The organism is Ensifer sp. GW821-FHT05G01, assembly GCF_059419585.1.
Window position 1 is genome coordinate 17,701 of the sequence record NZ_JBWKSC010000003.1, and the last position, 22,737, is coordinate 40,437.

At 61.0% G+C, this 22,737-nt stretch carries 22 protein-coding genes; 13 read left to right on the top strand and 9 right to left on the bottom strand.

Annotated features, from left to right (window positions below):
* Nucleotides 1–170: 170 nt before the first annotated feature.
* Nucleotides 171–491 carry a hypothetical protein gene (locus tag AC07UR_RS08870; protein ID WP_209791794.1) on the top strand — a complete coding sequence of 107 codons (321 nt, stop codon included), beginning with the start codon at nucleotides 171–173 and terminating at the stop codon, nucleotides 489–491.
* Here AC07UR_RS08870 and AC07UR_RS08875 read toward each other — a convergent pair whose 3' ends face one another.
* Nucleotides 492–1,982 carry an MFS transporter gene (locus AC07UR_RS08875; protein WP_209791796.1) on the bottom strand — a complete coding sequence of 497 codons (1,491 nt, stop codon included), beginning with the start codon at nucleotides 1,980–1,982 and terminating at the stop codon, nucleotides 492–494.
* A gap of 294 nt (nucleotides 1,983–2,276) precedes the next feature.
* Between AC07UR_RS08875 and greA the strand changes: the two genes are divergently transcribed.
* Complete coding sequence (gene greA, locus AC07UR_RS08880; protein ID WP_025427081.1) at nucleotides 2,277–2,753, top strand: transcription elongation factor GreA; 477 nt, start codon at nucleotides 2,277–2,279, stop codon at nucleotides 2,751–2,753.
* A gap of 85 nt (nucleotides 2,754–2,838) precedes the next feature.
* On the top strand, nucleotides 2,839–3,894 hold the full coding sequence (locus tag AC07UR_RS08885; RefSeq protein ID WP_209791798.1) for a glycosyltransferase family 4 protein: 1,056 nt from the start codon (nucleotides 2,839–2,841) through the stop codon (nucleotides 3,892–3,894).
* A 20-nt stretch (nucleotides 3,895–3,914) separates the two neighbouring features.
* Here AC07UR_RS08885 and AC07UR_RS08890 read toward each other — a convergent pair whose 3' ends face one another.
* The 3 genes from AC07UR_RS08890 to AC07UR_RS08900 form a co-directional block, all read right to left on the bottom strand.
* Nucleotides 3,915–4,937 (bottom strand): glycosyltransferase, encoded by a 1,023-nt coding sequence (locus tag AC07UR_RS08890; RefSeq protein ID WP_209791800.1) that lies wholly within the window; start codon nucleotides 4,935–4,937, stop codon nucleotides 3,915–3,917.
* Between the two features lie 7 nt (nucleotides 4,938–4,944).
* Complete coding sequence (locus AC07UR_RS08895) at nucleotides 4,945–5,766, bottom strand: glycosyltransferase family 2 protein (RefSeq protein ID WP_209791802.1); 822 nt, start codon at nucleotides 5,764–5,766, stop codon at nucleotides 4,945–4,947.
* Between the two features lie 83 nt (nucleotides 5,767–5,849).
* Nucleotides 5,850–6,320 carry an Lrp/AsnC family transcriptional regulator gene (locus tag AC07UR_RS08900; protein WP_053247447.1) on the bottom strand — a complete coding sequence of 157 codons (471 nt, stop codon included), beginning with the start codon at nucleotides 6,318–6,320 and terminating at the stop codon, nucleotides 5,850–5,852.
* Nucleotides 6,321–6,939: 619 nt separating this feature from the next.
* Between AC07UR_RS08900 and AC07UR_RS08905 the strand changes: the two genes are divergently transcribed.
* On the top strand, nucleotides 6,940–7,818 hold the full coding sequence (locus AC07UR_RS08905; RefSeq protein WP_209791804.1) for a class I SAM-dependent methyltransferase: 879 nt from the start codon (nucleotides 6,940–6,942) through the stop codon (nucleotides 7,816–7,818).
* A gap of 12 nt (nucleotides 7,819–7,830) precedes the next feature.
* On the opposite strand, the gene AC07UR_RS08910 is transcribed toward AC07UR_RS08905, so the two are convergent.
* A complete protein-coding gene (locus AC07UR_RS08910; RefSeq protein WP_209791806.1) occupies nucleotides 7,831–8,805 on the bottom strand; it encodes a polysaccharide pyruvyl transferase family protein in 975 nt (324 codons plus the stop codon).
* Nucleotides 8,806–9,032: 227 nt separating this feature from the next.
* On the opposite strand from AC07UR_RS08910, the gene trxB reads away from it, so the two are divergent.
* The 5 genes from trxB to AC07UR_RS08935 all read left to right on the top strand — a co-directional run bounded on the left by trxB (nucleotide 9,033) and on the right by AC07UR_RS08935 (nucleotide 13,964).
* Nucleotides 9,033–10,007: a thioredoxin-disulfide reductase gene (trxB, locus tag AC07UR_RS08915; protein WP_173420002.1), complete on the top strand. Its 975-nt coding sequence runs from the start codon at nucleotides 9,033–9,035 to the stop codon at nucleotides 10,005–10,007.
* A gap of 116 nt (nucleotides 10,008–10,123) precedes the next feature.
* Nucleotides 10,124–11,020, top strand: a complete 897-nt coding sequence (locus tag AC07UR_RS08920) for a LysR family transcriptional regulator VtlR (RefSeq protein WP_038577011.1) — start codon at nucleotides 10,124–10,126, stop codon at nucleotides 11,018–11,020.
* 618 nt (nucleotides 11,021–11,638) lie between these two features.
* Nucleotides 11,639–11,929: an ArsR/SmtB family transcription factor gene (locus AC07UR_RS08925; protein WP_173420003.1), complete on the top strand. Its 291-nt coding sequence runs from the start codon at nucleotides 11,639–11,641 to the stop codon at nucleotides 11,927–11,929.
* Between the two features lie 43 nt (nucleotides 11,930–11,972).
* Entirely contained in the window at nucleotides 11,973–13,094 is a 1,122-nt protein-coding gene (locus tag AC07UR_RS08930) for an alkene reductase (protein ID WP_209791809.1), read from the top strand.
* 66 nt (nucleotides 13,095–13,160) lie between these two features.
* A complete protein-coding gene (locus AC07UR_RS08935) occupies nucleotides 13,161–13,964 on the top strand; it encodes an aminoglycoside phosphotransferase family protein (protein ID WP_209792000.1) in 804 nt (267 codons plus the stop codon).
* Here AC07UR_RS08935 and AC07UR_RS08940 read toward each other — a convergent pair.
* Complete coding sequence (locus AC07UR_RS08940; RefSeq protein WP_209791811.1) at nucleotides 13,961–14,536, bottom strand: helix-turn-helix domain-containing protein; 576 nt, start codon at nucleotides 14,534–14,536, stop codon at nucleotides 13,961–13,963. The genes AC07UR_RS08935 and AC07UR_RS08940 overlap by 4 nt on opposite strands.
* A gap of 36 nt (nucleotides 14,537–14,572) precedes the next feature.
* Here AC07UR_RS08940 and AC07UR_RS08945 point away from each other — a divergent pair, with 36 nt between their 5' ends.
* Nucleotides 14,573–15,082: a GNAT family N-acetyltransferase gene (locus AC07UR_RS08945; RefSeq protein WP_209791819.1), complete on the top strand. Its 510-nt coding sequence runs from the start codon at nucleotides 14,573–14,575 to the stop codon at nucleotides 15,080–15,082.
* A gap of 139 nt (nucleotides 15,083–15,221) precedes the next feature.
* Entirely contained in the window at nucleotides 15,222–16,115 is an 894-nt protein-coding gene (locus tag AC07UR_RS08950; RefSeq protein WP_234941998.1) for a lytic transglycosylase domain-containing protein, read from the top strand.
* Here the strand turns inward: AC07UR_RS08950 and AC07UR_RS08955 are convergent.
* Nucleotides 16,105–17,139 (bottom strand): SDR family NAD(P)-dependent oxidoreductase, encoded by a 1,035-nt coding sequence (locus AC07UR_RS08955; protein WP_209791823.1) that lies wholly within the window; start codon nucleotides 17,137–17,139, stop codon nucleotides 16,105–16,107. The two genes, AC07UR_RS08950 and AC07UR_RS08955, sit on opposite strands and share 11 nt — an antisense overlap.
* A gap of 138 nt (nucleotides 17,140–17,277) precedes the next feature.
* Between AC07UR_RS08955 and AC07UR_RS08960 the strand changes: the two genes are divergently transcribed.
* Entirely contained in the window at nucleotides 17,278–18,129 is an 852-nt protein-coding gene (locus AC07UR_RS08960) for a LysR family transcriptional regulator (protein ID WP_412728402.1), read from the top strand.
* A 64-nt stretch (nucleotides 18,130–18,193) separates the two neighbouring features.
* On the opposite strand, the gene gyrA is transcribed toward AC07UR_RS08960, so the two are convergent.
* Entirely contained in the window at nucleotides 18,194–20,971 is a 2,778-nt protein-coding gene (gene gyrA / locus AC07UR_RS08965; protein WP_173420009.1) for a DNA gyrase subunit A, read from the bottom strand.
* A 324-nt stretch (nucleotides 20,972–21,295) separates the two neighbouring features.
* Here gyrA and AC07UR_RS08970 point away from each other — a divergent pair, with 324 nt between their 5' ends.
* Nucleotides 21,296–21,925 (top strand): MarC family protein, encoded by a 630-nt coding sequence (locus AC07UR_RS08970; RefSeq protein ID WP_173420010.1) that lies wholly within the window; start codon nucleotides 21,296–21,298, stop codon nucleotides 21,923–21,925.
* 197 nt (nucleotides 21,926–22,122) lie between these two features.
* On the opposite strand, the gene AC07UR_RS08975 is transcribed toward AC07UR_RS08970, so the two are convergent.
* The gene (locus AC07UR_RS08975) at nucleotides 22,123–22,674 is read right to left on the bottom strand and encodes a single-stranded DNA-binding protein (protein ID WP_077503570.1); all 552 of its coding nucleotides are present in this window, start codon (nucleotides 22,672–22,674) and stop codon (nucleotides 22,123–22,125) included.
* Between the last annotated feature and the right edge of the window lie 63 nt (nucleotides 22,675–22,737).

Sequence of the window (22,737 nt, forward strand, 5' to 3'; positions counted from 1 at the left end):
AATGCGTCAACACGCGTGCCGACATGTGCTCCCGTCGAAGTCGCGTCGAGCGCGCAATATCTCCTTCATGGTTGTGAACGCCACGTGAATGCCGGGTTCAGCCTGCATTCGGTCGGCAGATGGTTAGATGTGCACATGCGCTCCCAAGCCGGAAACATCCGGCACTGCGCATGGGACGGGGCAACATCGTGCAGGTCTACTTCTTCGATTTGTATTGGGGCGACGAGCGCTTTGTCGACGAGGATGGCATAAGCCATTTCGATGACGGTTCCGCGTTGTATTACGGCCAGAGAATTGCCGACAAGATTGGCCGCGATGCCGATTACGGATCTCTGAAGGTTCATGTGCGCTCGGGAAACGGCGCGTTGCTGGCGGTGATCGCGCCGTCCGATGGCCGTCGCCGTGAACAGGACGCTCTGATCGGCCGCCACGGGCTGGGCATATTGCGCCGCCCCGTCGAAGCCGCCATCGCCCTGTCCACGGCCTGGTGATCAGTCAACCGCCACGGGCCGTCGTGTCCGGACCTTGGAACGCTCTGACCTTCGGCTGCGCGCAAGCCGGACGGTCCTGATCCCGAAGAACAGCGATGCGACCGAAATCACGCAAGCGATGACGAAGACCGCCAGCAGCGCGTCGCGCATGACCGCCACCCGTGCACCTTCATCGAAGCCGCGCAGGTTGGCCGCCAGCCCGAAGACAGCCGCACCGATTGCATAGCCAGCCGATTGCAGCGTCGGCAGCAGCGCCGATGTTTTGTCTCTTTCAGCCGTTGGCGAAACATCCATCAGCAATTGGCTGAGTGTGCCCCAGCAGACGCCGAAACCAGCTCCGATGGCAATCTGCCCTGCAAAGACCAGCCGAGGTTCGCCTGTTGCGATCGCCACCGTTAGTCCGATGAGACCGAGGCAAAGAAGGAGGGGGCCCGCCGAGATCAGTCGCACACGCGCTTCATGCGAGCGAAGGCTGGCAACCAGGATCGCTGTCAAGCTCCACGACATCGCCATCAACGCGCTGGAAAAGCCGGCTGCCGTTGGGCTGAAGTCCCACAGGTGCTGCAGGCCGTAAACAAGGTAGACGGAACCGGAAGCCTGCGCCAACGGCATCAGCAGGATGATCCAGAGGCCGGTGCCGAGCGGACGTCCGATCGCAAAGGCACCAAGCGGCAGGATTGAATGTTCGGAGCGACGGTCGAGGTGGACGGTGTTGATGAGAATAGCAATCGCCACGACCAGCAGGGCGGCCATGGCAAAACCGTTCTGAAGCATGTTCGAGACCGAGATCAGCAAAATGCCGAGCCCGAATGCCATCAGTCGAAAAAGGGGAATAGATTGTGCGCTGCGCACTGAAGTCGACTGCCTCGGCACGATGGCGACGACGAGCGCGATGAAGATGGCGGCGGCGGGAATATTCACGAAGAACGCCGCGCGCCACGACCAATGTTCGGTGAGAAATCCTGAAATGAGCGGGCCGCTAAATGCCGCACTTGCCCAGACGATCGCTTCGGCGCCGAAGACTTTCGGGACGAGCCTCGGCGGAAAGAGTTCAGGGATCAACGCATAACAAATGGCGGCGATGACGCCCTCGCCCAACCCCTGAAACAACCGTCCGGCCAGGACTTGCGGCATGCTCGTTGCCAGCGTTGCCAGCACGGTGCCAAAGACGAAGATTAGTGCTGCGGCGATCAGCGTGTTACGGGCGCCGAAGCGCGCCTTGAGGTTGGCCGCCAATGCACCGCCGATGATCGCAAAGACAAGATAGAGCGTGAACGCCCAGGAGAGCAGTGCCGCTCCGCCAAACTCCTCGACCGCCGTTGGCAGCGCGGTCGAGATGAAGAACTCGTTGAAGGCAAAGAGCGCGACACCGAGGCAAAGCGTCACGGTTGCCGCCAGATGGTTGGGTTGCAACAGCTCGCCCCAACGCCCCTCCGCTTCTGAATGCGGGCCGGATTGTCCGGCGTCGCGGCCATCCTTTGTCGTGCTCATCCTGTCATTTCCGTCCGTTTATCGTTTCGGAAATGGAACTGTTACGACCTCAACCGCGGTTGAGGTAAAGCCCATTTCTTGACGATGACGATTTTTAAGGAGCGTCTACAGGTTGCGTCCTGCGCGAAGGGGGCGGTGGATCATGGCGAAAAATCTGGCATTGGCTGTTTCCTTTCTGCTATAAGAACGGTTCGGATATTTCGGACGGTTCCGGCGCTTGCGTGCCGGAGACCGTTTTCTTTTGCGTTGGCGCCGCCCCCAAGCGGCGCCTCGTTCTTGATGAAGGACATTGAAATGGTCGACAAAGTGCCGATGACACAGGGTGGATTCGTCAACCTGCAGGAGGAGCTGCGCTGGCGCCAGCAGGAAGAGCGACCACGAATCATCGAGGCCATCGCCGAAGCGCGCGCACACGGTGACCTGTCGGAAAATGCGGAATACCACGCGGCCAAGGAAGCGCAGAGCCACAACGAGGGTCGCGTCGGCGAACTCGAGGACCTGATCGCGCGCGCCGAGGTCATCGATCTCTCGAAGATGTCCGGCTCGAAGATCAAGTTCGGCGCCAAGGTGAAGCTCGTGGACGAGGACACCGAGGAAGAAAAGACGTACCAGATCGTTGGCGATCAGGAAGCCGACGTGAAGGCAGGGCGCATCTCGATTTCGTCGCCGATCGCCCGCGCGCTGATCGGCAAGGAAGTCGGTGATTCCATCGAAGTGAACGCGCCGGGTGGTTCAAAGGCATACGAAATCCTCGCGGTAAACTGGGGCTGACGGCCCCTTGGGGCGACGGTTCCGCCTCGCCCCAATCCGCTTCTTTCAAGACATTGTTTGTCGCATGCCCAAGGAGAGCGCTTCCGTGGCCGATATCCGGGACGTCGAGGTCATCGCTCCCAATTTCAAGCGGCGCCTCTCGGGCGTTACCTCGACCATCATCCAGCTGATTCCGATCCAGCGCGCTCTGGGTCAGAAGATTGCGGTGCTCGGCCCGGGCCTTCCCGAGAGCCTGCCGTCGATCCGGTTTCTCGATCTCCTGCATCTCTGGAAAGCGCCTCCGGGCCGGCGTTATCGCGTCTGGCACGCGCGCCGCAATGTGGAGATGTTGCCGGCGATCATCATGCGCGATCTGTTGCGCATGAAGTTGAAGATCGCCTTCACCTCGGCATCGCAACGCCGCCACACGGGCTGGAGCAAGTTTCTGATCGGGCGGATGGACGCGGTGATCGCGACCAGTGGCAAGACCGCCGCCTATCTCGAAGTGCCGAACGACGTCATCCTCCACGGCATCGATACCAAACGGTTCCACCCTGCGGTCGATCCGGCTCAAGCAAAAGCGGCGCGTGGCGTCGACCCGGCCCAGAAGTTCGTCGGCTGCTTCGGGCGGGTGCGTCGTCAAAAGGGCACGGATCTTTTCGTCGACAGCATGATTGCCCTCCTGCCCTGCCGCCCAGGCTGGAGCGCGATCGTTGCCGGCCGTGCCACTGGGCCGCACGTGGCGTTTGAAAACGAGCTCAAAGAGCGCGTCGCGAAAGCCGGGCTTGCCGAGCGTATCCTGTTCGTCGGTGAGCACACAAACATTCCGGACTGGTACCGGGCGCTTGATCTTTTCGTTGCGCCGCAGCGCTGGGAGGGTTTCGGCCTGACGCCGCTTGAGGCGATGGCAACGGGTGTTCCCGTCGTCGCGACGGATGTCGGCGCATTTTCCGAGCTGGTCGCGAGCGGCACCATGCAAACCGGCACGATCGTGCCGGCCGACAACCTTCAGGCCATGGTCGAGGCGACGGCCGCGTTCATGGACGATGACCGGCGGCGCACAGCGGCGGGCGTGAATGGCCTTGCGCGCACCGCCGCCTCGTTTGCGATCGAAGGTGAAGCCGGCGCCATCAACCGGGTGTACGAACGGCTGATGCGCTGACCGCCGGCGCGGTCAGGCAGCTATTTCCTTGAGGCGAACAGCTTCATATACGCGTCGGTGATTGCCTGCTTCGAGAACTGATTCATCAGCGTTTCGTGGCCGCGTTCTGCCAGGCGCAAGCCGAGTTGACGGTCGTTTGCTATGCGCTCGATGGCGCGGCTGAAGCCCTCGGCATCGCCGATATCGACCATCAGGCCGTTTTCACCGTCGCGCATGAACCATTGCGGACCTTCGGAGCGGCTGGAAACAACCGGCGTACCCTGGGCCCAGGCTTCGAGAACGACGTTGCCAAGCGGTTCGTGGCTCGACGCCATGACAAAGATGTCGGCGGCGGCAAGGAACGGACGGACATCTTTCTGCCACCCGGCGAAACGAACACGGTTTGCAACACCAAGGTCGGCGGCAAGCTTTTCCAGGTTTTCGCGCTGCTCGCCATCGCCGATCAGCCAGAGATGCACGTCCGGCACCTTTGCGATCGCCTCGATCAAGGTATGGAAACCTTTGCGCGGAACGAAACGCCCCATCGACATCACCACCGGAACATTCTCCGGCGTGTCGAGCGCCGCGCGGTCGACGGCGGCGACACGTTCGGTGTTGGTGAAGTTGGAGATCACCTCGACATCGCGCTTCCAGCCGATGTTGCGCACATGGTCGGCGATACCCGGCGTGTTGCAGACGAGGCAGTCGGTGTTGCGGAAATAGTCGAGACGGAGCGGATAGTCGCCGAGCCGCGAGATCTTGATGCATCCCTTGTAGTTCGGCATCAGCCGGCTCGCGCGCGGCATCCACGCGAACAATGCGTCCGGTTTCTCGCGCCGCGCCATGCTGCTGACCTTCATCGGCAGCAGGATGCGGTCGAGCGAGAGGTTGCGGAAATTGCTTTCGACAATGCGGGTCGCACTTTCGATGTCCTTGCGCCAGCTCCGCCCCGGACGAATCACCGCAGTCTGCTCGACGCCGCGCTCAGCCAGGGAGTTGACGAGGTGGACGAAAAAGCGCTCAGCGCCGCCGTCCTTACCGAAGTGGTAGTGCATAACTTTCATGGGAACCTCACGGCTGCCGGCGCTGCCGATCCATGTCGTCATGGTTCGGATGGCGCTTCAGCGCGTGCCTCTGATAAATCTTGGCGGCGGTCAAAAATGCGTAGACGGCGCCGGTCATGGCCTCGATGAAGCCGGGGAATCCACAGCGCCAAAGCCCGTTGCGGAAATAAAGACGATAGAAATAGAGTGGTGGGCTTGCCAGCATCTTGTAGGGTCGCGGCGGTTTGCCCGCCGCAAACTGCTGGTCTGCCTTCAGAGTCGAATATTTGTTTTCCTTCAGGATCTGCTCGTCGATGACGAGCGGACGGTAGTGGAGCAGGCTGCCCTTGCGCGCGACGCCCACCTGGCCATCCGGCACGATACCCTCGTGAACCTTCTGGTTGAGATCATAGCGTCCCCTGCCCTTGCGGATTAGACGCAAATTGCGCCGCTCATGCACACGCTCTGGTGTGTATCCGTAGCCGATCAGGTATGGGCGGCGCGCCACGCGCCAGCCGACCGTCTCAGGCACGGCATCGAGAAGCGAGGGCAGAAGTGCCTTCAGCGGTTCGTCGAGACGCTCGTCTGAATCGATGTTGAAGCACCAGGGCTGCGTGCACTGATCGAGCGCGAACTGCTTCTGGCCCGCATAACCTCGCCACGACTCGTGCATGAAGCGTATCGGCCAGCCCCTGTCGATGAAGGATTGCACGAGGGCGGGGGTGCCATCCGTCGACCCCGAGTCGACGATGACGATCTCGGCACACTGCTCGAGGCTCTCGATGCAATTGCCGAGATAGGCTTCTTCATTCTGGCAGATGATGAAGGCGGAAAGCGGAAGTTTGCTCATGGATGACGCCACTCAACTCCGGTCGTGTCTGCGTTCTCCAAGGGAGCCTCGCTGCCGTTGCGGATCCTCAAGTCTTCTGGATCCTAGATCTGGACCAGCCCGATATCCTTGACCTGACGAATGGTCAACATCGTGCGCACCGTATCGACCCGCTCGTTGGCCGTCAAAACTTCAATGACGAAATCCTGGAACGCCGTCAGGTTCTCTGCGACGCAATGGAGCAGAAAGTCACTTTCCCCCGAGACGGTCCATGCCTGGCGCACGATCTGCCATTCGGCTGTTGCCGCGGCGAACGCCTTGAGGTCCGCCTCCGACTGCCTCTTCAGGCCGACCATGCAGAACGCTACGAGATCGAAGCCGAGCGCCGGCGCGTTCAGAAGCGCGTGATAGCCCTTGATGACGCCGGTTTCCTCAAGTTTGCGCACCCGTCGCAGACAGGGCGGCGCCGAAATGCCGACACGTTGCGCGAGGTCCACATTGGTCATCCTGCCGTCACGCTGGAGCTCGCGAAGGATCTTGAGATCGATTGCGTCGAGCTCGACTTGTTTCGTCATGAAGGTTCGTCCTTTTCACACGGCGACTTTTGCGCACAAGGCTAAGTCGAAACAGGAGTATTCTTGTCTTTGCGCCCGGCGCATCGTCGCCGCCGAGCCTATGATTTCAGGATGGGCATATGGCCGATTGGCCGGAGACCGCCTGCCCCACCGACAGGTTGTGGCCGGTGCCGCGTCTGCTTCCTGGCTCAGCCTGCGCGAGCCCGGCGCTTTCGCACCGCAATTTTGCAGAAATGGGGGCATGCATATGCGATCCGTCGCTCACATCAGGGAGAAGACTATTCTCTAATCGTGAACTGCCGCATGCGGCGAGTTCTCGGTCGAGCCAAACGCGGCTTGCATTCAACCCCATATGCCTCTCCAGCAAAGTGAATCCGCGTGAAATATCGCCAAACAGGTCCGACAACAAGCATCAGCACCCACTATTCGCGGGAAAACCAGCGTTTAGCTAGGGTCGGGCCGGCTTAACCGCGTTTCGCCAGCACGCGTAGAGAAAAACCGCCTGCGATCCGGAGCCGCGCGTCGCTCACAGTCTTTCCGTCTCGTACATGAAGGAGTACTGATTTTTGATTGGCGGCGTCGCTCGGCGAGCTGTCTCGACCGACATGATCTGCAGGAATTGGGGGCGTGGCAGGTGTCGATAATCGACCACATCGACGGCAAGGCCTTCGAGCGAATCGAAACGGTTCCGTGCTTGCTGTGCGGTCGCTCCCACCCGTCACGGGTTATCCGCGCGCGTTTCGGAATGACAGCTATGGTCGCTGAGTGCATCGACTGTCGCCTCGCCTACCAGACGCCGCGCCCATCGCAGGAAGCTTGCATCGCCTATATGGATTGGCGGTGGTCTTCTGCGGGCGGCTACGTCACCGACAATGCCCAGAAACGTGACGTTGCATGCAGCCAGATGGCGATCGTTTCGGCCCTGCATCCTTCGCGCGGGCATTTGCTGGATTTCGGCGCCGGATCGGGAACCTTTGTCAAAGCAGCGCTTGACGCCGGCTGGCAAGCCGCGGGGGTCGAACACAGCCCAGTCGCCGTGCAGAAGGCCAGCGACTATTATGGCGTGAACCTCTCGATGGATATTCCGGACGGTAGCTTCGACGTCATAACCCTCTGGGACGTTGTCGAGCACCTCAAGGATCCGCTCCCGCTCCTCGCGCGCCTCAACGGCTGCCTGAATCCGGGCGGTACGTTGATCGTTGAGACCGGAAACTACGAAAGCTGGATGCGAATCGCTCAGGGCGACCAATGGGGGCTGTATCTGCTCGACCACCACTACTACTTTTCACCAGCAAGCCTTGAGGAGACGCTTCGTCGCGCCGGTTTCGCGGATTTCCAGCTGCTGCCGGCAAAGTCCATCAGGCCGAGATGGCGGGGTCTTCTTCGGCGGCCGCTGAAAGCGGTTCGTTCATGGCGTATCTGGAAGGAAGCGAGACGGACCTGGCCCGATCATGCCGGCATGCACGAGATGATAGCGGCAGCGAAGAGACCGTCCTGAACGTTGTGGCCGTCAAGCGAACGGGAACGCCTTGAGCAGCTTGTCGAGCGTTTCCGTGGAAGGCACTGCCGGCACGTAGTCCGCCTCTTGCAGCACGGCCTCGGGAGAGGCGACAAAGTCCCTGAAGTCGATCGGACCTACAAGGTCGCGACCGCGGAAACTGGAATAATCCGCGAATTTGAAACCATCGCCCTTGATCTCGCCATGCGGCTCCATCCAGCACGACGGCACGCCATAGTCGTCGGCAACGATCAAGCCGTGGAGGCTGCTTGAGACGACAAGGTCGGACGCTGATATCTCATTCGCAATCGTCTCGGGATCGCCAAGCAGATTGAGAATGCTCCAATGTCGCGGAAGACAGTTTGCGAATTCATCGACGAAGGTTTGATGGGTTGCAAAATGAGGAATGACCGTCACGCGGTGGCGGGCCTGCATCTTCGGCCACATCAGCGGCAACAGGATTGCCGGATCGCCGAGAGCGATGTCGTCGTCCGGCGCCGCTTTCGCCTGGCTCAGCTTGCCGCGCACCGCATCGAACTTGAGCCGCTGCGGCCAGAGCGCCGGCGCATCCGAGTTCATGAAACCAGAACCCCAAACATGCAATGTCCGCCACGGCTTCCTTCGCAGGAACGTATACCGCCCCGTCCGGTGCCTGCGGTAATAGGCATCAATGATGCTTCCGATCCCGATGAGTTCCGCGGACGAAGGCTTCACGTATTCGGGTTCTATCGCGAAGAATTGACGGAGTATGTCCGTCATGAGGTTGTCGCCGAAGTTCTCCGTTGACTGCCCGAATTGTCCTGTGACCGAGGCCGAGAACACCTTGATCTTACGCACTGCCCTTTTCCTTGCACACCTGTTGAAGCAGCGCCCGTCAGGGGGGGCGTTGAAGCCGACAACGACGATCGATTTCGGCGTCACTCGCCCGGAAAATTGCGCTCGTTCAATTGGAGAAGTGTAACATTGTCCATCGCCAGATCCGGCCATTGCCTGGGGCCATCACGTGCTTGTGACTTGTGCGGTTGCGGTGCAAGCGGTGCAAAAATGCCCGATCTGGTGTCAAATCGGTTCGACGGGCTCAAGCACTTGTGTGTATTGCCTCTGCCGCCCTTGAAACTCCCCGGGGGGAATCCCTAAAGTATGGAACTATTTCCCTATGATGAAACGGAACCGGATATGGCCCCTCGGCCGCCCGGCGAGCGAAGGACAAGACCATGACTGCCCGCCATGTAAAAGTGCTGATCATCGGCTCCGGCCCCGCCGGCTACACCGCTGCCATCTACACGGCGCGTGCGATGTTGGAACCGGTCCTGATCGCCGGCATGGAACAGGGCGGCCAGTTGATGATCACCACCGACGTGGAGAACTATCCTGGTTATGCCGATCCGGTCCAGGGTCCCTGGATGATGGAGCAGATGCTGAAGCAGGCGACCCATGTCGGTGCCGAGATCGTCAACGATCTGGTGACTGACGTCGACCTTTCCGTTCGTCCGTTCCGGGTCAAGACCGACAGCGGCAACGACTGGACGGCCGACGCGCTCATCATCGCCACCGGCGCCAAGGCGAAGTGGCTCGGCATCGAAACCGAGCCGACCTTCATGGGATTCGGCGTTTCGGCCTGCGCCACCTGCGACGGGTTCTTCTATCGCAACAAGGACGTGATCGTCGTCGGCGGCGGCAATTCGGCTGTCGAAGAGGCGCTCTACCTCTCCAACCTTGCAAAGACGGTGACGGTCGTCCATCGCCGCGATTCGTTCCGTGCCGAAAAGATCCTGCAGGAGCGCCTGTTCGCCAAGCCCAATGTCAAGATCATCTGGGATCACGAAGTCGTCGAGTATCTGGGCGCTGCCCCCAAGCCGCCGATGCCGGCATCGGTCAACGGCGTCAAGCTGCGCAACACCAAGACGGGCGAAACGAGCGACATGGTGACCGACGGCGTCTTTGTGGCGATCGGTCACGCGCCTGCCGTCGAATTGTTCAAGGGCAAGCTTCGGCAAAAGTCGAACGGCTATCTCTGGACGGCAGCCGATTCGACGGCAACGGACGTGCCCGGCGTTTTTGCCGCAGGCGACGTCACGGACGATATCTATCGCCAGGCGGTGACCGCTGCCGGCATGGGCTGCATGGCAGCGCTCGAGGCCGAGAAATACCTGGCGGGTCATATGCCCGTCGCAATTGCAGCCGAATAGAAGCTGCGAATCGGGGGGTATCCCGCAAGGAGCCTTTCCCGTGTGGGAACAGATACATCAGCCGCACCCGGAGGACATGATCCCGTCCCCCGGGGTGGTTTCATATGGGGGACTTCATGTCGCTGGATTGGGACAAACTGCGCATCTTTCACGCGGCGGCCGAGGCTGGGTCGTTCACGCATGCGGCAGACAAGCTCCATCTCTCTCAGTCGGCGATCAGCCGTCAGGTGAGTTCGCTCGAACAGGATGTGGGCATCAAGCTGTTCCACCGGCATGCACGCGGCCTGATCCTGACAGAACAGGGCGAGATCCTTTACCGCACCGCGCACGAAGTGCTGATGAAGCTCGAGAGCGTCAAGGTGCAGCTGAGCGAAACGACGGACAAGCCGAGCGGCAAGCTACGCATCACGACAACGGTCGGCCTCGGCCAGGGATGGCTCACCGACAAGATCCAGGAGTTCATGTCGCTGCATCCGGACGTGCAGGTTCAGCTGATCCTCGACAACGAGGAGCTGGATGTGAACATGCGGCATGCCGATTGCGCCATTCGGCTGCGCCAGCCGCAGCAGTCCGACCTGATCCAGCGCAAGCTCTTCACCGTGCACATGCACGTCTACGCCGCGCCCTCCTACATCAACAAGCACGGCGAACCGCAGTCGCTCGACGACTTGGACAATCACCGCATCATTACCTTCGGTGAGCCCGCGCCGAACTACCTTCTCGATGTCAACTGGCTCGAAATCGCCGGTCGCGATTCCGACAACCCGCGGACGTCGCATCTGCAGATCAACAGCCAGACCTCGATCAAGCGTGCCTGCCTTCTCGGCATCGGCATCGCGATGCTGCCCGACTACATTGTCGGCCGCGACCCGGGCCTCATACAACTTCCGATTAGTGCCGATATCCCGTCTTTCGACACGTATTTCTGCTATCCGGACGAGATGAAGAATGCCGCCAAGCTCAAAGTCTTCCGCGATTACATCGTGGCAAAAGCCAGGAACTGGAGCTTCTGACGCCGATTGCGGCATTGCTCATTTTGTGAGCGTTTGCCAAGTGTAAGTGTATCTATCTGAATTTTCGATGTATTTTCTATGGTGCGGCGCATTCTGTGTGCCGCACTTTGCTTTTTCGATGCAGAATTGGGCAGTGATGCGCACATGACATGGCTGACATGCATATTAAATGATTGCTGCCCGCTCAAAAAAGCAGCATACCACACTCAGCTGATGCATCTTTGGTGGCTTCTCCTCCCAGTGCCACCGCAGCAGCTGTTCCCCTCTGGAGGTTTAATTACCTTCACAACTATAAGGGCCCAAGTCATCTTGTGGCCCTCTTTTTTTGTCTACTGTAAGGACACGGGCGATCCGTGACGAAATTCACAGCCGGCTATTGAAAGCTGGTACTTCGCTTCCCATATCAAAATGCAGCTGATGCATTCTTGGTGGCTTTCTCCTCCCCCGCCACCGCAGCAGCTGTTCCCCTCTGGAGGTTTTAATTACCTTCACAACTACAAGGGCCCAAGTTTTCTTGAGGCCCTCTTTTTTTGCCCTTTTCCCTGTTCACGGTCTTGTGATTTGTATATCGATCATTGCCGATACACTTATCGATAAACCACGATATGGCGATGTACGATGGATCGAGACGAAATCTTCAAGGCCCTGGCGCACCCAGCAAGAGTGAACATCCTTGCCTGGTTGAAAGAGCCGCAGGCGCATTTCCCGACACAGGAGCATCCGTTCGAAATGGGCGTTTGCGCCGGTCAGTTCGAGCGCTGCGGCCTGTCGCAATCCACCGTATCCTCGCATCTCGCGATCCTTCAGCGCGCCGGCCTGGTGACGACCAAGCGTCTCGGTCAGTGGGTCTTCTACAAGCGCAACGAAGAAACAATTGCCGAGTTCCTCAAGGATATCGGCAGCCTGTGACTATCTCCTCCCAAAGACCAAACTGAAACCGAAAGGACCTGCAATGGCTACCCTCTTCGATCCTATTACAGTCGGCGAAATCGCCTTGAAGAACCGCATCGTCATGGCGCCGCTGACGCGCAATCGTTCGCCGAAGGCCGTGCCCAACACGCTCAACGCGACCTATTACGAACAGCGCGCATCGGCAGGCCTGTTGATCACGGAGGCAACCGCGATTACCCAGCAGGGTCAAGGCTATGCCGACGTGCCCGGCCTCTACACGCCGGAAGCGCTGGATGGCTGGCGCAAGGTCACTGATGCCGTTCATGCCAAGGGTGGTCGCATCGTCGTGCAGATGTGGCACGTCGGTCGCATCTCGCATGACACGCTGCAGCCGGGCGGCGGCAAGCCGGTGGCGCCTTCGGCGATCCGCGCAAAGTCGAAGACGTACCTGATCAATGCTGACGGGACCGGCTCGTTTGCTGAAACCTCGGAGCCACGTGCGCTCGAAATCTCCGAGCTTGATGGGATCGTCGAGGACTACCGCAAGGCGGCCCGGGCAGCCATCGATGCCGGCTTCGACGGCGTCGAAATCCACGCCGCCAATGGCTATCTCATCGACCAGTTCCTTCGTTCCGGCTCGAACGAGCGCACCGACGCCTATGGCGGCTCGATCGAGAACCGTGCCCGCTTCCTTTTCCAGGTCGTCGACGCCATCACGTCGGAAATCGGGGCCGGTCGTGTGGGTATTCGGCTTTCGCCGGTGACGCCCGCCAACGATGCCTTCGATCCGGAACCGCAGCCGCTGTTCAGCTATGTCGTCAAGAACCTGGCCCGCTATCCCCTCGCCTATATCCATATCATCGAGGGTGCGACCGGCGGCCCGCGCGACCATCAGCAGGGTGAACGTCCGTTCGATTATGACGCGCTGCGTGCCGTCTACGCTGCCGCCGGCGGCAAGGCCGCCTGGATGACGAACAACGGCTATGACCGCGAACTCGCGGCAGAAGCGGTCAAAAACGGCGAGGCCGATCTGGTCGCCTTCGGTAAGCCGTTCATTGCCAATCCGGACCTCGTCGAGCGGCTGAAGGAGAACGCTCCCCTGAACACGCCGGACCAGGCGACGTTCTACGGTGGTGGCGCCAAGGGGTATACCGACTACCCCGCCCTTGAACAGGTTGCCTGACGCTCCCACATGGCCACATGCCCCGCCATTCGGCGGGGCATGTTTCCCCGGGGAACTCTCTCGTTTATGTCTTCTTCCTATTTTGAGAAATGGTCATTGCAGCCTGATGGTGAGGTGATCGTTACCCCCTCCAGCCATCTTTATCCCGTTCGCTATCGGAACCGCTCGGCGATGCTGAAAATCGCCCACGACCCCGAAGAGAAGTTCGGCCGTCTGCCGCTGGTTTATTGGAGCGGGCAAGGTGCTGCGAGCGTGTATGAAGCGGACACGGATGCCGTCCTGATGGAGCGCACGGACAGCCGGAGAAATCTTTTTCATATGGCGATGACGGGAAGCGATGTCGACGTGACGCGCATCATCTGCCGTACCGTTGCCAGGCTTCATGCGCCGCGTGCCGGCCCAATTCCTTCGGATCTGGTCCCTCTCGACCGGTGGTTCAACTCGCTTGAGGCGGCTGCTCCTGTTCAAGGAGGTCTTTTCGCGCGGGCACTCGATGCGGCGAAAACCCTGTTTGCCGATCCTGAACCGCCGGTCGTGCTGCACGGTGACGTTCACCACGCCAACATCCTCGATTTCGGCGATCGCGGCTGGCTGGCGATCGATCCGAAGCGCGTTGTTGGCGACCGCGGCTACGACTATGCCAACCTGTTCTGCAACCCAGAGCTGCCCGTGGTGACGGCGCCGGGCCGGCTGCAGCGGCACCTGCCCGTTGTTGCCGCGGAGACGGGGCTCGCGCCGCGCCGGATCCTGCTTTGGGTTCTGGCCTATGCGGGGCTATCCGCCGCCTGGTTCATTGAAGATGGTGACGATCTCGGCGTTGAAAGCGATCTGACCATGGCGCGGATCGCCATTGCTGAGCTCAACCGCTAGGTTGCGCTCGTTTTCAACAGGATCACCGCATAGGTGCAAGGCTCGCCCGACGCATTGCGGAAGACGCAATCTTGCGGCGAGCCGAGCTCCAGGCAGTCTCCCTCGCCAAGGATATGTGTCTCGCTGCCTTCCACGAAAGTGAGGCTGCCCTGTGTTACCCATATCCATCGGCGATGAAAGGCATAGGCTGCGGCCGGAATTGGCACCTCGGTTCCGGCAGGAAGTTCGACCTCGACGAGGTCGAGCGGCTGCTCCGACATTGGCGAGATATGGCGACGAAGGTAACCGCTCTGAGGGTCGCGCCACACCGGCTGGTCCTCGCGTCGCGACAGCCTGCCCTGGCTCATCTCGGCGCGTGCAATCAGGCTCGACATCGTCAGGCCGAACGCCCCTGCAAGCCGGGCCAGCAGCGTCGCCGTCGGACTGCTGTCTGCACGCTCGATCTTGTGGATCATCGTGCGGGAGACGCCGGAGCGCTCGGCCAGCTCGCTCAGAGACCAACCGCGGATTTCCCGTTCGAGGCGAATGCGATCACTGATGCGTCGATCGAGGCTGTACACTTTAGTATCCATCGCGTAGTCATATAGTGTACGAACATGCGGGGCAACATGCTGATCAGGCTAGCAAGAGAAGATGATCTCCCGGTCATCTGCGACATCTACAACGACGCGGTGGCCAACACGACCGCCATCTGGAACGAGACGATTGTCGACGTTGCCAATCGATCTGCATGGTTCAAGGCGCGACGCGAAGCCGGATACCCTGTGCTGACAGCAGTATCCGATGCTGGCAACATCGTCGGCTACGCCTCCTTCGGCGACTGGCGGGCGTTTGACGGCTACCGGCACACGGTCGAGCATTCCGTCTATGTCCATCGCGACAGCCGTGGCGGCGGCATCGGCCGTAAGTTGATGGTCGCCCTGATTGCAGAGGCCGAACGTCTGGACAAGCATGTGATGGTGGCGGGGATAGAATCGGAGAATGCCGCATCGATACGGCTTCACCAACAGCTGGGCTTCACCGAAACCGGTCGAATGCGCGAGGTCGGGACGAAGTTCGGACGCTGGCTGGATCTGACCTTCATGCAGCTGGTGCTGACGACCGGTTCACCCGCCTGACGCGCCTGTTTTTCCGAGCCCCACAAGATGCTATGTAGGAAGCTTGGCAGTTTCGGCGAGGCGTTGCGGGCGACACGATATGGGGAACGGCAGCTCAGAAGGTGTTGCGTATGCTGTCAGAGGTCTGCTCGCGCTGCTGATGACGGTGAGTATTGGGCGCCCGAATGCTGCCCATGCCCGCATCGACGAGTTGCCGGTGCGCGCCAAATGTATCTATGTCGGTCGGTCCGCCACGGACCCTGCCAAATCGCTGTGCGTCAGCAAGGAGCGCTTCGAGCGCGACGTTTGCGGCGTCATCGATCACTACGCCACTGCCAATGACCTGCCACCGGCGTTCTTCGCGCGCCTGATCTGGCGTGAAAGCCTGTTTCGGCCGAATGCGGTCAGCCCGAAAGGGGCCGAGGGCATCGCGCAATTCATGCCGGGTACAGCAAAAATGCGTGGCCTTGCCAACAGCTTCGACGTCGTTGCCGCCCTGGGCAAGTCTGCCGAGTATCTCGGCGAACTGAAGACGCGCTACGGCAATCTGGGTTTTGCTGCCGCCGCCTACAATGCCGGCGAGAACGGGCTCGAGCGTTTTCTCGAGGTGGATTGGCTGCCGGCCGAGACGCGCAACTATGTGCTGGCGATCACCGCCTATAGCGTCGAGGACTGGCGGGACAATCCGCCCAAGACCCTCGATCTGACGCTCGACAAGAACAAGAATTTCCTCGAAGGCTGCGTGGCGCTGGCAAGCACGCGCCAGCTGCGCGAGATCGACGTGATCGACGAGGCGGAGTGGGCGCCCTGGGGCGTGCAGCTCGCAGCCCATTTCCAGAAGTCGCTTGCGCAGCGACTGTTCGTCAACGCCGTCAAGCGGTTGCCGGATCCCATCCGCAGCGAGAAAGCGCTGCTGCTTCGTGAGCGCAACGCCAGTTTCGGTCGCCGTATTCGATATGCCGCCCGCATCGGCCGCGACAGCCAGGCGGAAGCCAATGCGCTTTGCGCCACCATCCGAAAGAATGGTGGCGCCTGTCTCGTTTTCAGGAACTGACTGCCATCGTGGCAGGTGCTAACGCCTCGTCGGCTCCGACGCGTCCCGCAGCCTGCGGCAGGCAGCCAAGCGACTTCAGGGTTTTGGCCACGGCTTCATCGATCGGCGTATGCGGCTCCTCACCGAGTAGGGCCAGCAGCCGGTCGTTCGGCATTTGCAGCGGCTGACCCCAGAGGTAGCGCATCTTGCGCAACTCGCGAAACAGCGGCACGACGGGAGACGCCAAAGTCACCAGCCACCATGGAAAAGCGCGTGCCGGAAGGTTTGTCGATCCCGCAGCCCGCGCGATGGCGGCAACCATCTTCGTGCCGTCGTCGTCGACGAAACCGCGCATGTGGTAGACGGCAAAGGCCGGCAGATCCTTCGCGCGCTCGACCAGGCGGATCATCGTCTCGGCCACGTCGGGCAAATAGGCCCATTGATGCGCAATTCCCTTCTTTCCGGGGTAGCTGACAGCGCTCAGTGGTTTTCCAGGCTTCACCAGCCCTTGCGAGAACCAGTTGTTGGCGGCGTCGGGCCCGAAGAAATCCCCTGCCCGCAGGATGATCACGCCGACACCGGCGTCCGACGCAGCCTTGAGCCGAAGCTCCATCTCCTTGCGGATCATGCCCTTGTCCGTGTGTGGGTTCTGGGGGCTGTTCTCGCTCAGGACTGGAAAAGCATCGGGGCCGAAATTGTAGATCGTGCCCGGCAGGAGAATGCGAGCACCTTCCGCTTTTGCAGCGGCAATGGTGTTGTCGAGCATCGGCAGGACCAGCTGACCCCAGTTGCGGTAGCCGGGTGGATTGACGGCGTGCACGATCAGTTGGACGCCTTCGGCGGCGGCGCGTACGTCCAGTCGCTTCATCGCGTCACCCTCGATCCAATCGTACGCGGGTGCCATCTGGGCGGCCTTGGCGACATTGCGGCTGAGTGCGCGCACTTTCCATCCGCGCTGGCTGAGGCCGCGAGCAACGGCACTACCGATGCCACCGGTCGCGCCCAATACCAGAACTGTTCTTGCCTCTTCCAGATTGTCGGTCATTGCGTGTCTCCATCGGTTTTGATGGCGGCAGTGTCCCGCAATGCGCTGATAAACGGAATTGTCGTTTTCTGTTTCGTTGTTATACGTTTATGTATGAGCAAAATCGAACCCAGCTGGGACTTATACCGGACATTCCTGATGGTGCTGAAGGAGGGCTCGCTGTCGGCGGCCGCACGCGAGCTCGGCCTGACGCAGCCGACGGTCGGGCGCCATGTCGATGCGATGGAGGAGATGCTCGGGTTTCCGCTCTTCACTCGCTCGCCCCAGGGCCTGATGCCAACCGATGCCGCCCGCGCGCTGCAACCCTATGCGGAAACGCTGGCGGCGACGTCAGCCGCCCTGCTTCGTGCCGCCTCCGGCCAGCAAGACACCGTCAGCGGAACGGTGCGCATCAGTGCAAGCGAGGTGATCGGTATCGAGGTGCTGCCGCCGATCCTTGCAGAACTGCACGCGAAATATCCGGACCTGACCATCGAGCTGTCGGCGTCCGATGCGATCGAGGATATTCTGCGACAGGAAGCGGACATTGCGGTGCGCATGGCGGTGCCCAGCCAGGATGCGCTGGTAGCGCTTCACGTCGGTGCGGTGCCACTCGGTTTTCACGCCCACCGGCGCTATCTCGACCGGCGCGGGATGCCGGAGACGCTTGCCGACCTGAGTGGGCACAGCCTGATCGGCTACGACCGTGAGACGGCGGCAATCCGTGCCATCATCGCCCGCACACCTGAGTTGCCCGACGTACGCTTTGCGCTGAAGGCTGACAGCAACCTCGCGCAGCTTGCGGCCATTCGCGCCGGTTTCGGCATCGGCATCTGTCAGAACGCGCTTGCCGCCCGCGATCCCGATATTCTTCCGGTTCTGGCGGGCAGTTTTGCAATGAAGCTCGAGACCTGGCTCGTCATGCATGAAAACTTGAAGACCGCGCCCCGTTGCCGCGTGGTCTTCGATGCGTTGGCCAAGGGCCTGAGAACCTATATCCGCCAGCCGTGATGTGTCGTGCTTCAATAGAAAAGCCCGCCAATTGGCGGGCTTTTCAGTCGATTGAAGCAGTCTATCAGGCTTCGGTTTCAGGTGTTTCCGGTGCGCCGCTTTCTGCCGCCACCAGCTCCTCACCCTCTTCGTCACCTTCCGGTTCGCTGATGCGCTCGACCGAGACGACCTTTTCGTCCTTGGCCGTCGAGAAGATCGTCACGCCCTTGGTGGCGCGGCTCGCAAGCCGGACGCCATTGATCGGCACGCGGATCAGCTGGCCACCGTCTGAAACGAGCATGATCTGGTCGTTGTCTTCGATCGGGAAGGTCGCGACCAGTTGGCCGATCTCTGCCGTCTTCGAGGTGTCGGTGGCGCGGATGCCCTTGCCGCCGCGACCCGAGGTGCGGAAATCGTAGGAGGACGAACGCTTGCCGAAGCCCTTCTCCGAAACCGTCAGCACGAACTGCTCGCGTGCCTTCAGCTCTTCGTAGCGCTCATTGCTGAGTTCGCCACCTTCGGTGACTTCTTCACCGACCAGTGCGATTTCTTCCTCATCGCCATTCGTCGCGCGCCGCTCGGCGGCTGCACGTTTCAGATAGGCCGCCCGTTCCCATGGCTCGGCATCGACATGGCCGAGGATCGCCATCGAGATGATACGGTCGCCATCGCCGAGGTTGATGCCGCGAACGCCGATCGAGTTACGGCCCGCAAAGACGCGCACGTCGTCGACGGGGAAGCGGATGCACTGGCCCAGCGCCGTCGTCAGCATGACGTCGTCATGCTCGGTGCAGGTATCGACAGAGAGGATCTCGTCGCCATCTTCCTCGAGCTTCATCGCAATCTTGCCGTTGCGGTTGACCTGGACGAAGTCGGACAGCTTGTTGCGACGAACCGTGCCGCGGGTCGTCGAGAACATGACGTCGAGGTTTTCCCACGTCGTTTCATCCTCGGGCAGCGGCATGATCGTGGTGATGCGTTCGCCAGGCTCCAGCGGCAGCATGTTGATCAGTGCCTTGCCGCGCGACTGCGGCGTGCCGATCGGCAGACGCCAGACCTTCTCCTTGTAGACGATGCCACGCGAAGAGAAGAACAGAATTGGCGTGTGCGTGTTGGCAACGAATAGCCGGGTAACGAAATCCTCGTCTCTCGTCGCCATGCCGGAGCGGCCCTTGCCGCCGCGACGCTGCGCACGATAGGTCGTCAGCGGCACGCGCTTGATGTAGCCGAGATGCGAGACGGTCACGACCATGTCTTCGCGGGCGATCAGGTCCTCGTCGTCCATATCGGGACCGCCTTCGGCGATCTCGCTGCGGCGCGGCGTGCCGAACTCCTGGCTGATGGCCGTGAGTTCGTCCTTGACGATGGTCATGATGCGCAGGCGCGACGACAGGATATCGAGGTAATCCTTGATTTCCTCGCCGATCTTGTTGAGTTCGTCGCCGATTTCGTCGCGACCGAGCGCGGTCAGGCGCTGCAGACGCAGGTCGAGAATGGCGCGCGCCTGCTCTTCCGAGAGGTTGTAGGTGTTGTCTTCGTTGATCCGGTGACGCGGATCGTCGATCAGCCGGATGAGGCTGTCGACGTCATGCGCCGGCCAGCGGCGTTCCATCAACTGCTCGCGCGCGGTCTGCGGATCGGGCGCCTGCCGGATCAGCTTGATCACTTCGTCGATGTTGGCAACCGCAATGGCAAGACCAACGAGCACGTGGGCGCGGTCGCGCGCCTTGCGCAGCAGGTACTTCGTTCTCCGGCTAACGACTTCCTCGCGGAAGGAGACGAAAGCCCTGAGCATGTCGAGCAGCGTCATCTGTTCCGGCTTGCCGCCGTTGAGCGCCACCATGTTGCAGCCGAAGGACGACTGCAGCGGCGTGTAACGGTAGAGCTGGTTCAGGATGACGTCGGCATTGGCGTCGCGCTTGAGCTCGACGACGACACGGTAGCCCTGACGGTCGGATTCGTCGCGCAGGTCCGAGATGCCCTCGATGCGCTTGTCGCGCACAAGTTCGGCCATCTTCTCGATCATCGTTGCCTTGTTCACCTGGAAAGGGATCTCGGTGATGATGATCTGCTCGCGGTCTCCGCGCATCGGCTCGATGTGGGCACGGCCGCGCATGATGACCGAGCCGCGGCCGGTCTCATAGGCCGAGCGGATGCCCGAACGGCCGAGAATGAGCGCACCGGTCGGGAAGTCCGGCCCCGGGATGATTTCCATCAGTTCCGGCAGTTCGATCGCCGGATTGTCGATCAGCGCCATACAGCCTTTGATGACTTCGACGAGGTTGTGCGGCGGAATGTTGGTTGCCATGCCGACCGCGATGCCGCCGGCGCCGTTGACGAGCAGGTTCGGGAACTTCGCGGGCACAACCACCGGCTCGCTCAGCGTGCCGTCGTAGTTGTCGCGGAAATCGACCGTTTCCTTGTCGAGGTCGTCGAGCAGCGAGTGCGCGGCCTTTTGCAGGCGGCATTCGGTGTAGCGTTCTGCCGCCGGCGGGTCGCCGTCGACGGAGCCGAAGTTGCCCTGACCGTCGATCAGAGGCAGCCGCAGTGACCAGTCCTGCGCCATGCGCGCCAGCGCGTCGTAGATCGCCGAGTTGCCGTGCGGGTGGTACTTACCCATCACGTCCCCGGTCACGCGGGCGCATTTGACGTACTTCTTGTTCCAGTCGATGCCGAGCTCGCTCATCCCGTAGAGGATGCGGCGGTGAACGGGTTTCAGACCGTCACGCACGTCTGGAAGCGCGCGGCTGACGATGACGCTCATGGCGTAATCGAGATAGGACCGCTGCATTTCCTCGATGATGGAAATCGGCTCGATGCCTGGCGGAGTCTTTCCGCCGCCGGGAGTGCTTTGCTCAGTCAATTGTGATCACGATCTTTGTTCAGAATCAGTCGGATATTTATAGCGGAATGCGCCTGGAAGCGCCAATTTTGGCCCGTGGTTGTGAACAGTCTTTTGCCGTCGGAATAGGCTTTTCTAGGGCATTGCAGCGGAAATCGGAAGTGCTGGCGACAAAGTCGGCTGCCGGGCCTGAACGGCTGTGAAAAGGTTCCGTCACATCCTCATTAAGCTATTGCTCAAGCTTTGGCCACCGCCCCCTTCCCAAGCCCGCCCTGCTTGCCTAACAATGCTGTCCTGCCACCGAGAAAACTCGGGGCGCGCATGATAATCCGGAAGGGGAAACGGATGTTCAATGTCGACCTCTTGGTCAACGCACTCACCACGCTGCTCGTTACGCTCGATCCGCCGGGTCTTGCTCCGATCTTTCTGAGCCTCACGGTCGGCCTCAGCCGGCAGGAGCGCTTTCAGGTGGCCACGCGCGGCTCGCTGATCGCCTTCTTCATCCTTGCCGCCTTCGCCGTCTTCGGTAACGGCATTCTCGGATTGCTCGGGATCTCTATCGGCGCGTTCCGCATCGCCGGCGGCCTGCTCTTGTTCTGGATCGCCTTCGAGATGATCTTCGAAAAGCGTCAGGAGCGGAAGGAAAAGACCGGTGAGAACGCCACGGTGAAAGATCACATCCATAACATTGCCGTGTTTCCTCTGGCTCTGCCATTGATTGCCGGACCGGGCGCGATCTCCGCGACGATCCTGCTCGCGGGTTCGTTCCCGACCGCGATCGAGCGCACGCAGCTCTTGATCGTCATCGCGCTGTCGATGTTCAGCCTGTTCCTGGCGCTTGTCATCGCCGAACGCATCGACCGCTTTCTCGGCGTCACCGGCCGGGCGATCCTCACTCGGCTGCTCGGCGTGATCCTGGCCGCACTTGCGGTCCAGTTCGTCGTCGACGGCGTGAAATCGGCGATGGCGATCTGAGACGATCGTGATGTTCCAGCGCTTCCGCCTTGGAGGGCATCGCGGCAGCGTTCCATCTCCTTGCCTTATGCACTCACACGCAAGAAGGGCCGGTTTCCCGGCCCTTCTTGCGTGTGATGATTTAGCCTGCAGATGGCTGCTCGGACCGGTTACGGTCGCCAAGGGCGCCCCGTAGGTCGCTGCGCCCGAGGCGTGGCTCAGAACGGGATGTCGTCGTCGAGATCGCGCGAGAAGTTGCCACCGCCCTGGCTGCCCTGACCACCCTGGCCGCCGCCGGAGCGACCGCCGCCGGAGGACTGGCGCGGCTGCTGGTCGTAATCGTCGTAACCACCACCACTGCTGGCGCCACCGAAGTCGCTACCGCCGCCACGGCTGACGCCACCACCACCGCCCTCGCCGCGACCATCAAGCATGGTCAGCGTGGAGTTGAAGCCTTGCAGCACGATTTCCGTCGAGTAGCGGTCGTTGCCGGTCTGGTCCTGCCATTTGCGGGTCTGCAGCGCACCTTCGATATAGAGCTTGGCGCCCTTCTTGACGTATTGCTCGACGACCTTGCACAGGCCCTCGTTGAAGACGACGACGGTGTGCCATTCGGTCTTTTCCTTGCGCTCGCCGCTGTTGCGGTCGCGCCAGGTTTCGGATGTGGCAATGCGCAGGTTGGCGATCGGCCGGCCATCCTGCGTGCGCCGGATTTCCGGGTCTGCCCCGACGTTTCCGACCAAGATCACCTTGTTGACGCTACCAGCCATAGTTGCTTTTCCCGTGGTTTTGCCGCGCCACCGGCGCTGCTTTAGAATTTCAAGAGCGCGCAT

What these genes read in the sequence shown, in the direction of transcription:
- AC07UR_RS08870 (WP_209791794.1), top strand. Translation starts at nt 171, where the DNA reads ATGGGACGGGGCAACATCGTGCAGGTCTACTTCTTCGATTTGTATTGG.
- AC07UR_RS08875 (WP_209791796.1), bottom strand. Translation starts at nt 1,982, where the DNA reads ATGAGCACGACAAAGGATGGCCGCGACGCCGGACAATCCGGCCCGCAT.
- greA (WP_025427081.1), top strand. Translation starts at nt 2,277, where the DNA reads ATGGTCGACAAAGTGCCGATGACACAGGGTGGATTCGTCAACCTGCAG.
- AC07UR_RS08890 (WP_209791800.1), bottom strand. Translation starts at nt 4,937, where the DNA reads ATGAAAGTTATGCACTACCACTTCGGTAAGGACGGCGGCGCTGAGCGC.
- AC07UR_RS08895 (WP_209791802.1), bottom strand. Translation starts at nt 5,766, where the DNA reads ATGAGCAAACTTCCGCTTTCCGCCTTCATCATCTGCCAGAATGAAGAA.
- AC07UR_RS08900 (WP_053247447.1), bottom strand. Translation starts at nt 6,320, where the DNA reads ATGACGAAACAAGTCGAGCTCGACGCAATCGATCTCAAGATCCTTCGC.
- AC07UR_RS08910 (WP_209791806.1), bottom strand. Translation starts at nt 8,805, where the DNA reads ATGGCCGGATCTGGCGATGGACAATGTTACACTTCTCCAATTGAACGA.
- trxB (WP_173420002.1), top strand. Translation starts at nt 9,033, where the DNA reads ATGACTGCCCGCCATGTAAAAGTGCTGATCATCGGCTCCGGCCCCGCC.
- AC07UR_RS08920 (WP_038577011.1), top strand. Translation starts at nt 10,124, where the DNA reads ATGTCGCTGGATTGGGACAAACTGCGCATCTTTCACGCGGCGGCCGAG.
- AC07UR_RS08925 (WP_173420003.1), top strand. Translation starts at nt 11,639, where the DNA reads ATGGATCGAGACGAAATCTTCAAGGCCCTGGCGCACCCAGCAAGAGTG.
- AC07UR_RS08930 (WP_209791809.1), top strand. Translation starts at nt 11,973, where the DNA reads ATGGCTACCCTCTTCGATCCTATTACAGTCGGCGAAATCGCCTTGAAG.
- AC07UR_RS08935 (WP_209792000.1), top strand. Translation starts at nt 13,161, where the DNA reads ATGTCTTCTTCCTATTTTGAGAAATGGTCATTGCAGCCTGATGGTGAG.
- AC07UR_RS08940 (WP_209791811.1), bottom strand. Translation starts at nt 14,536, where the DNA reads ATGGATACTAAAGTGTACAGCCTCGATCGACGCATCAGTGATCGCATT.
- AC07UR_RS08945 (WP_209791819.1), top strand. Translation starts at nt 14,573, where the DNA reads ATGCTGATCAGGCTAGCAAGAGAAGATGATCTCCCGGTCATCTGCGAC.
- AC07UR_RS08950 (WP_234941998.1), top strand. Translation starts at nt 15,222, where the DNA reads ATGACGGTGAGTATTGGGCGCCCGAATGCTGCCCATGCCCGCATCGAC.
- AC07UR_RS08955 (WP_209791823.1), bottom strand. Translation starts at nt 17,139, where the DNA reads ATGACCGACAATCTGGAAGAGGCAAGAACAGTTCTGGTATTGGGCGCG.
- AC07UR_RS08960 (WP_412728402.1), top strand. Translation starts at nt 17,278, where the DNA reads ATGGTGCTGAAGGAGGGCTCGCTGTCGGCGGCCGCACGCGAGCTCGGC.
- AC07UR_RS08970 (WP_173420010.1), top strand. Translation starts at nt 21,296, where the DNA reads ATGTTCAATGTCGACCTCTTGGTCAACGCACTCACCACGCTGCTCGTT.
- AC07UR_RS08975 (WP_077503570.1), bottom strand. Translation starts at nt 22,674, where the DNA reads ATGGCTGGTAGCGTCAACAAGGTGATCTTGGTCGGAAACGTCGGGGCA.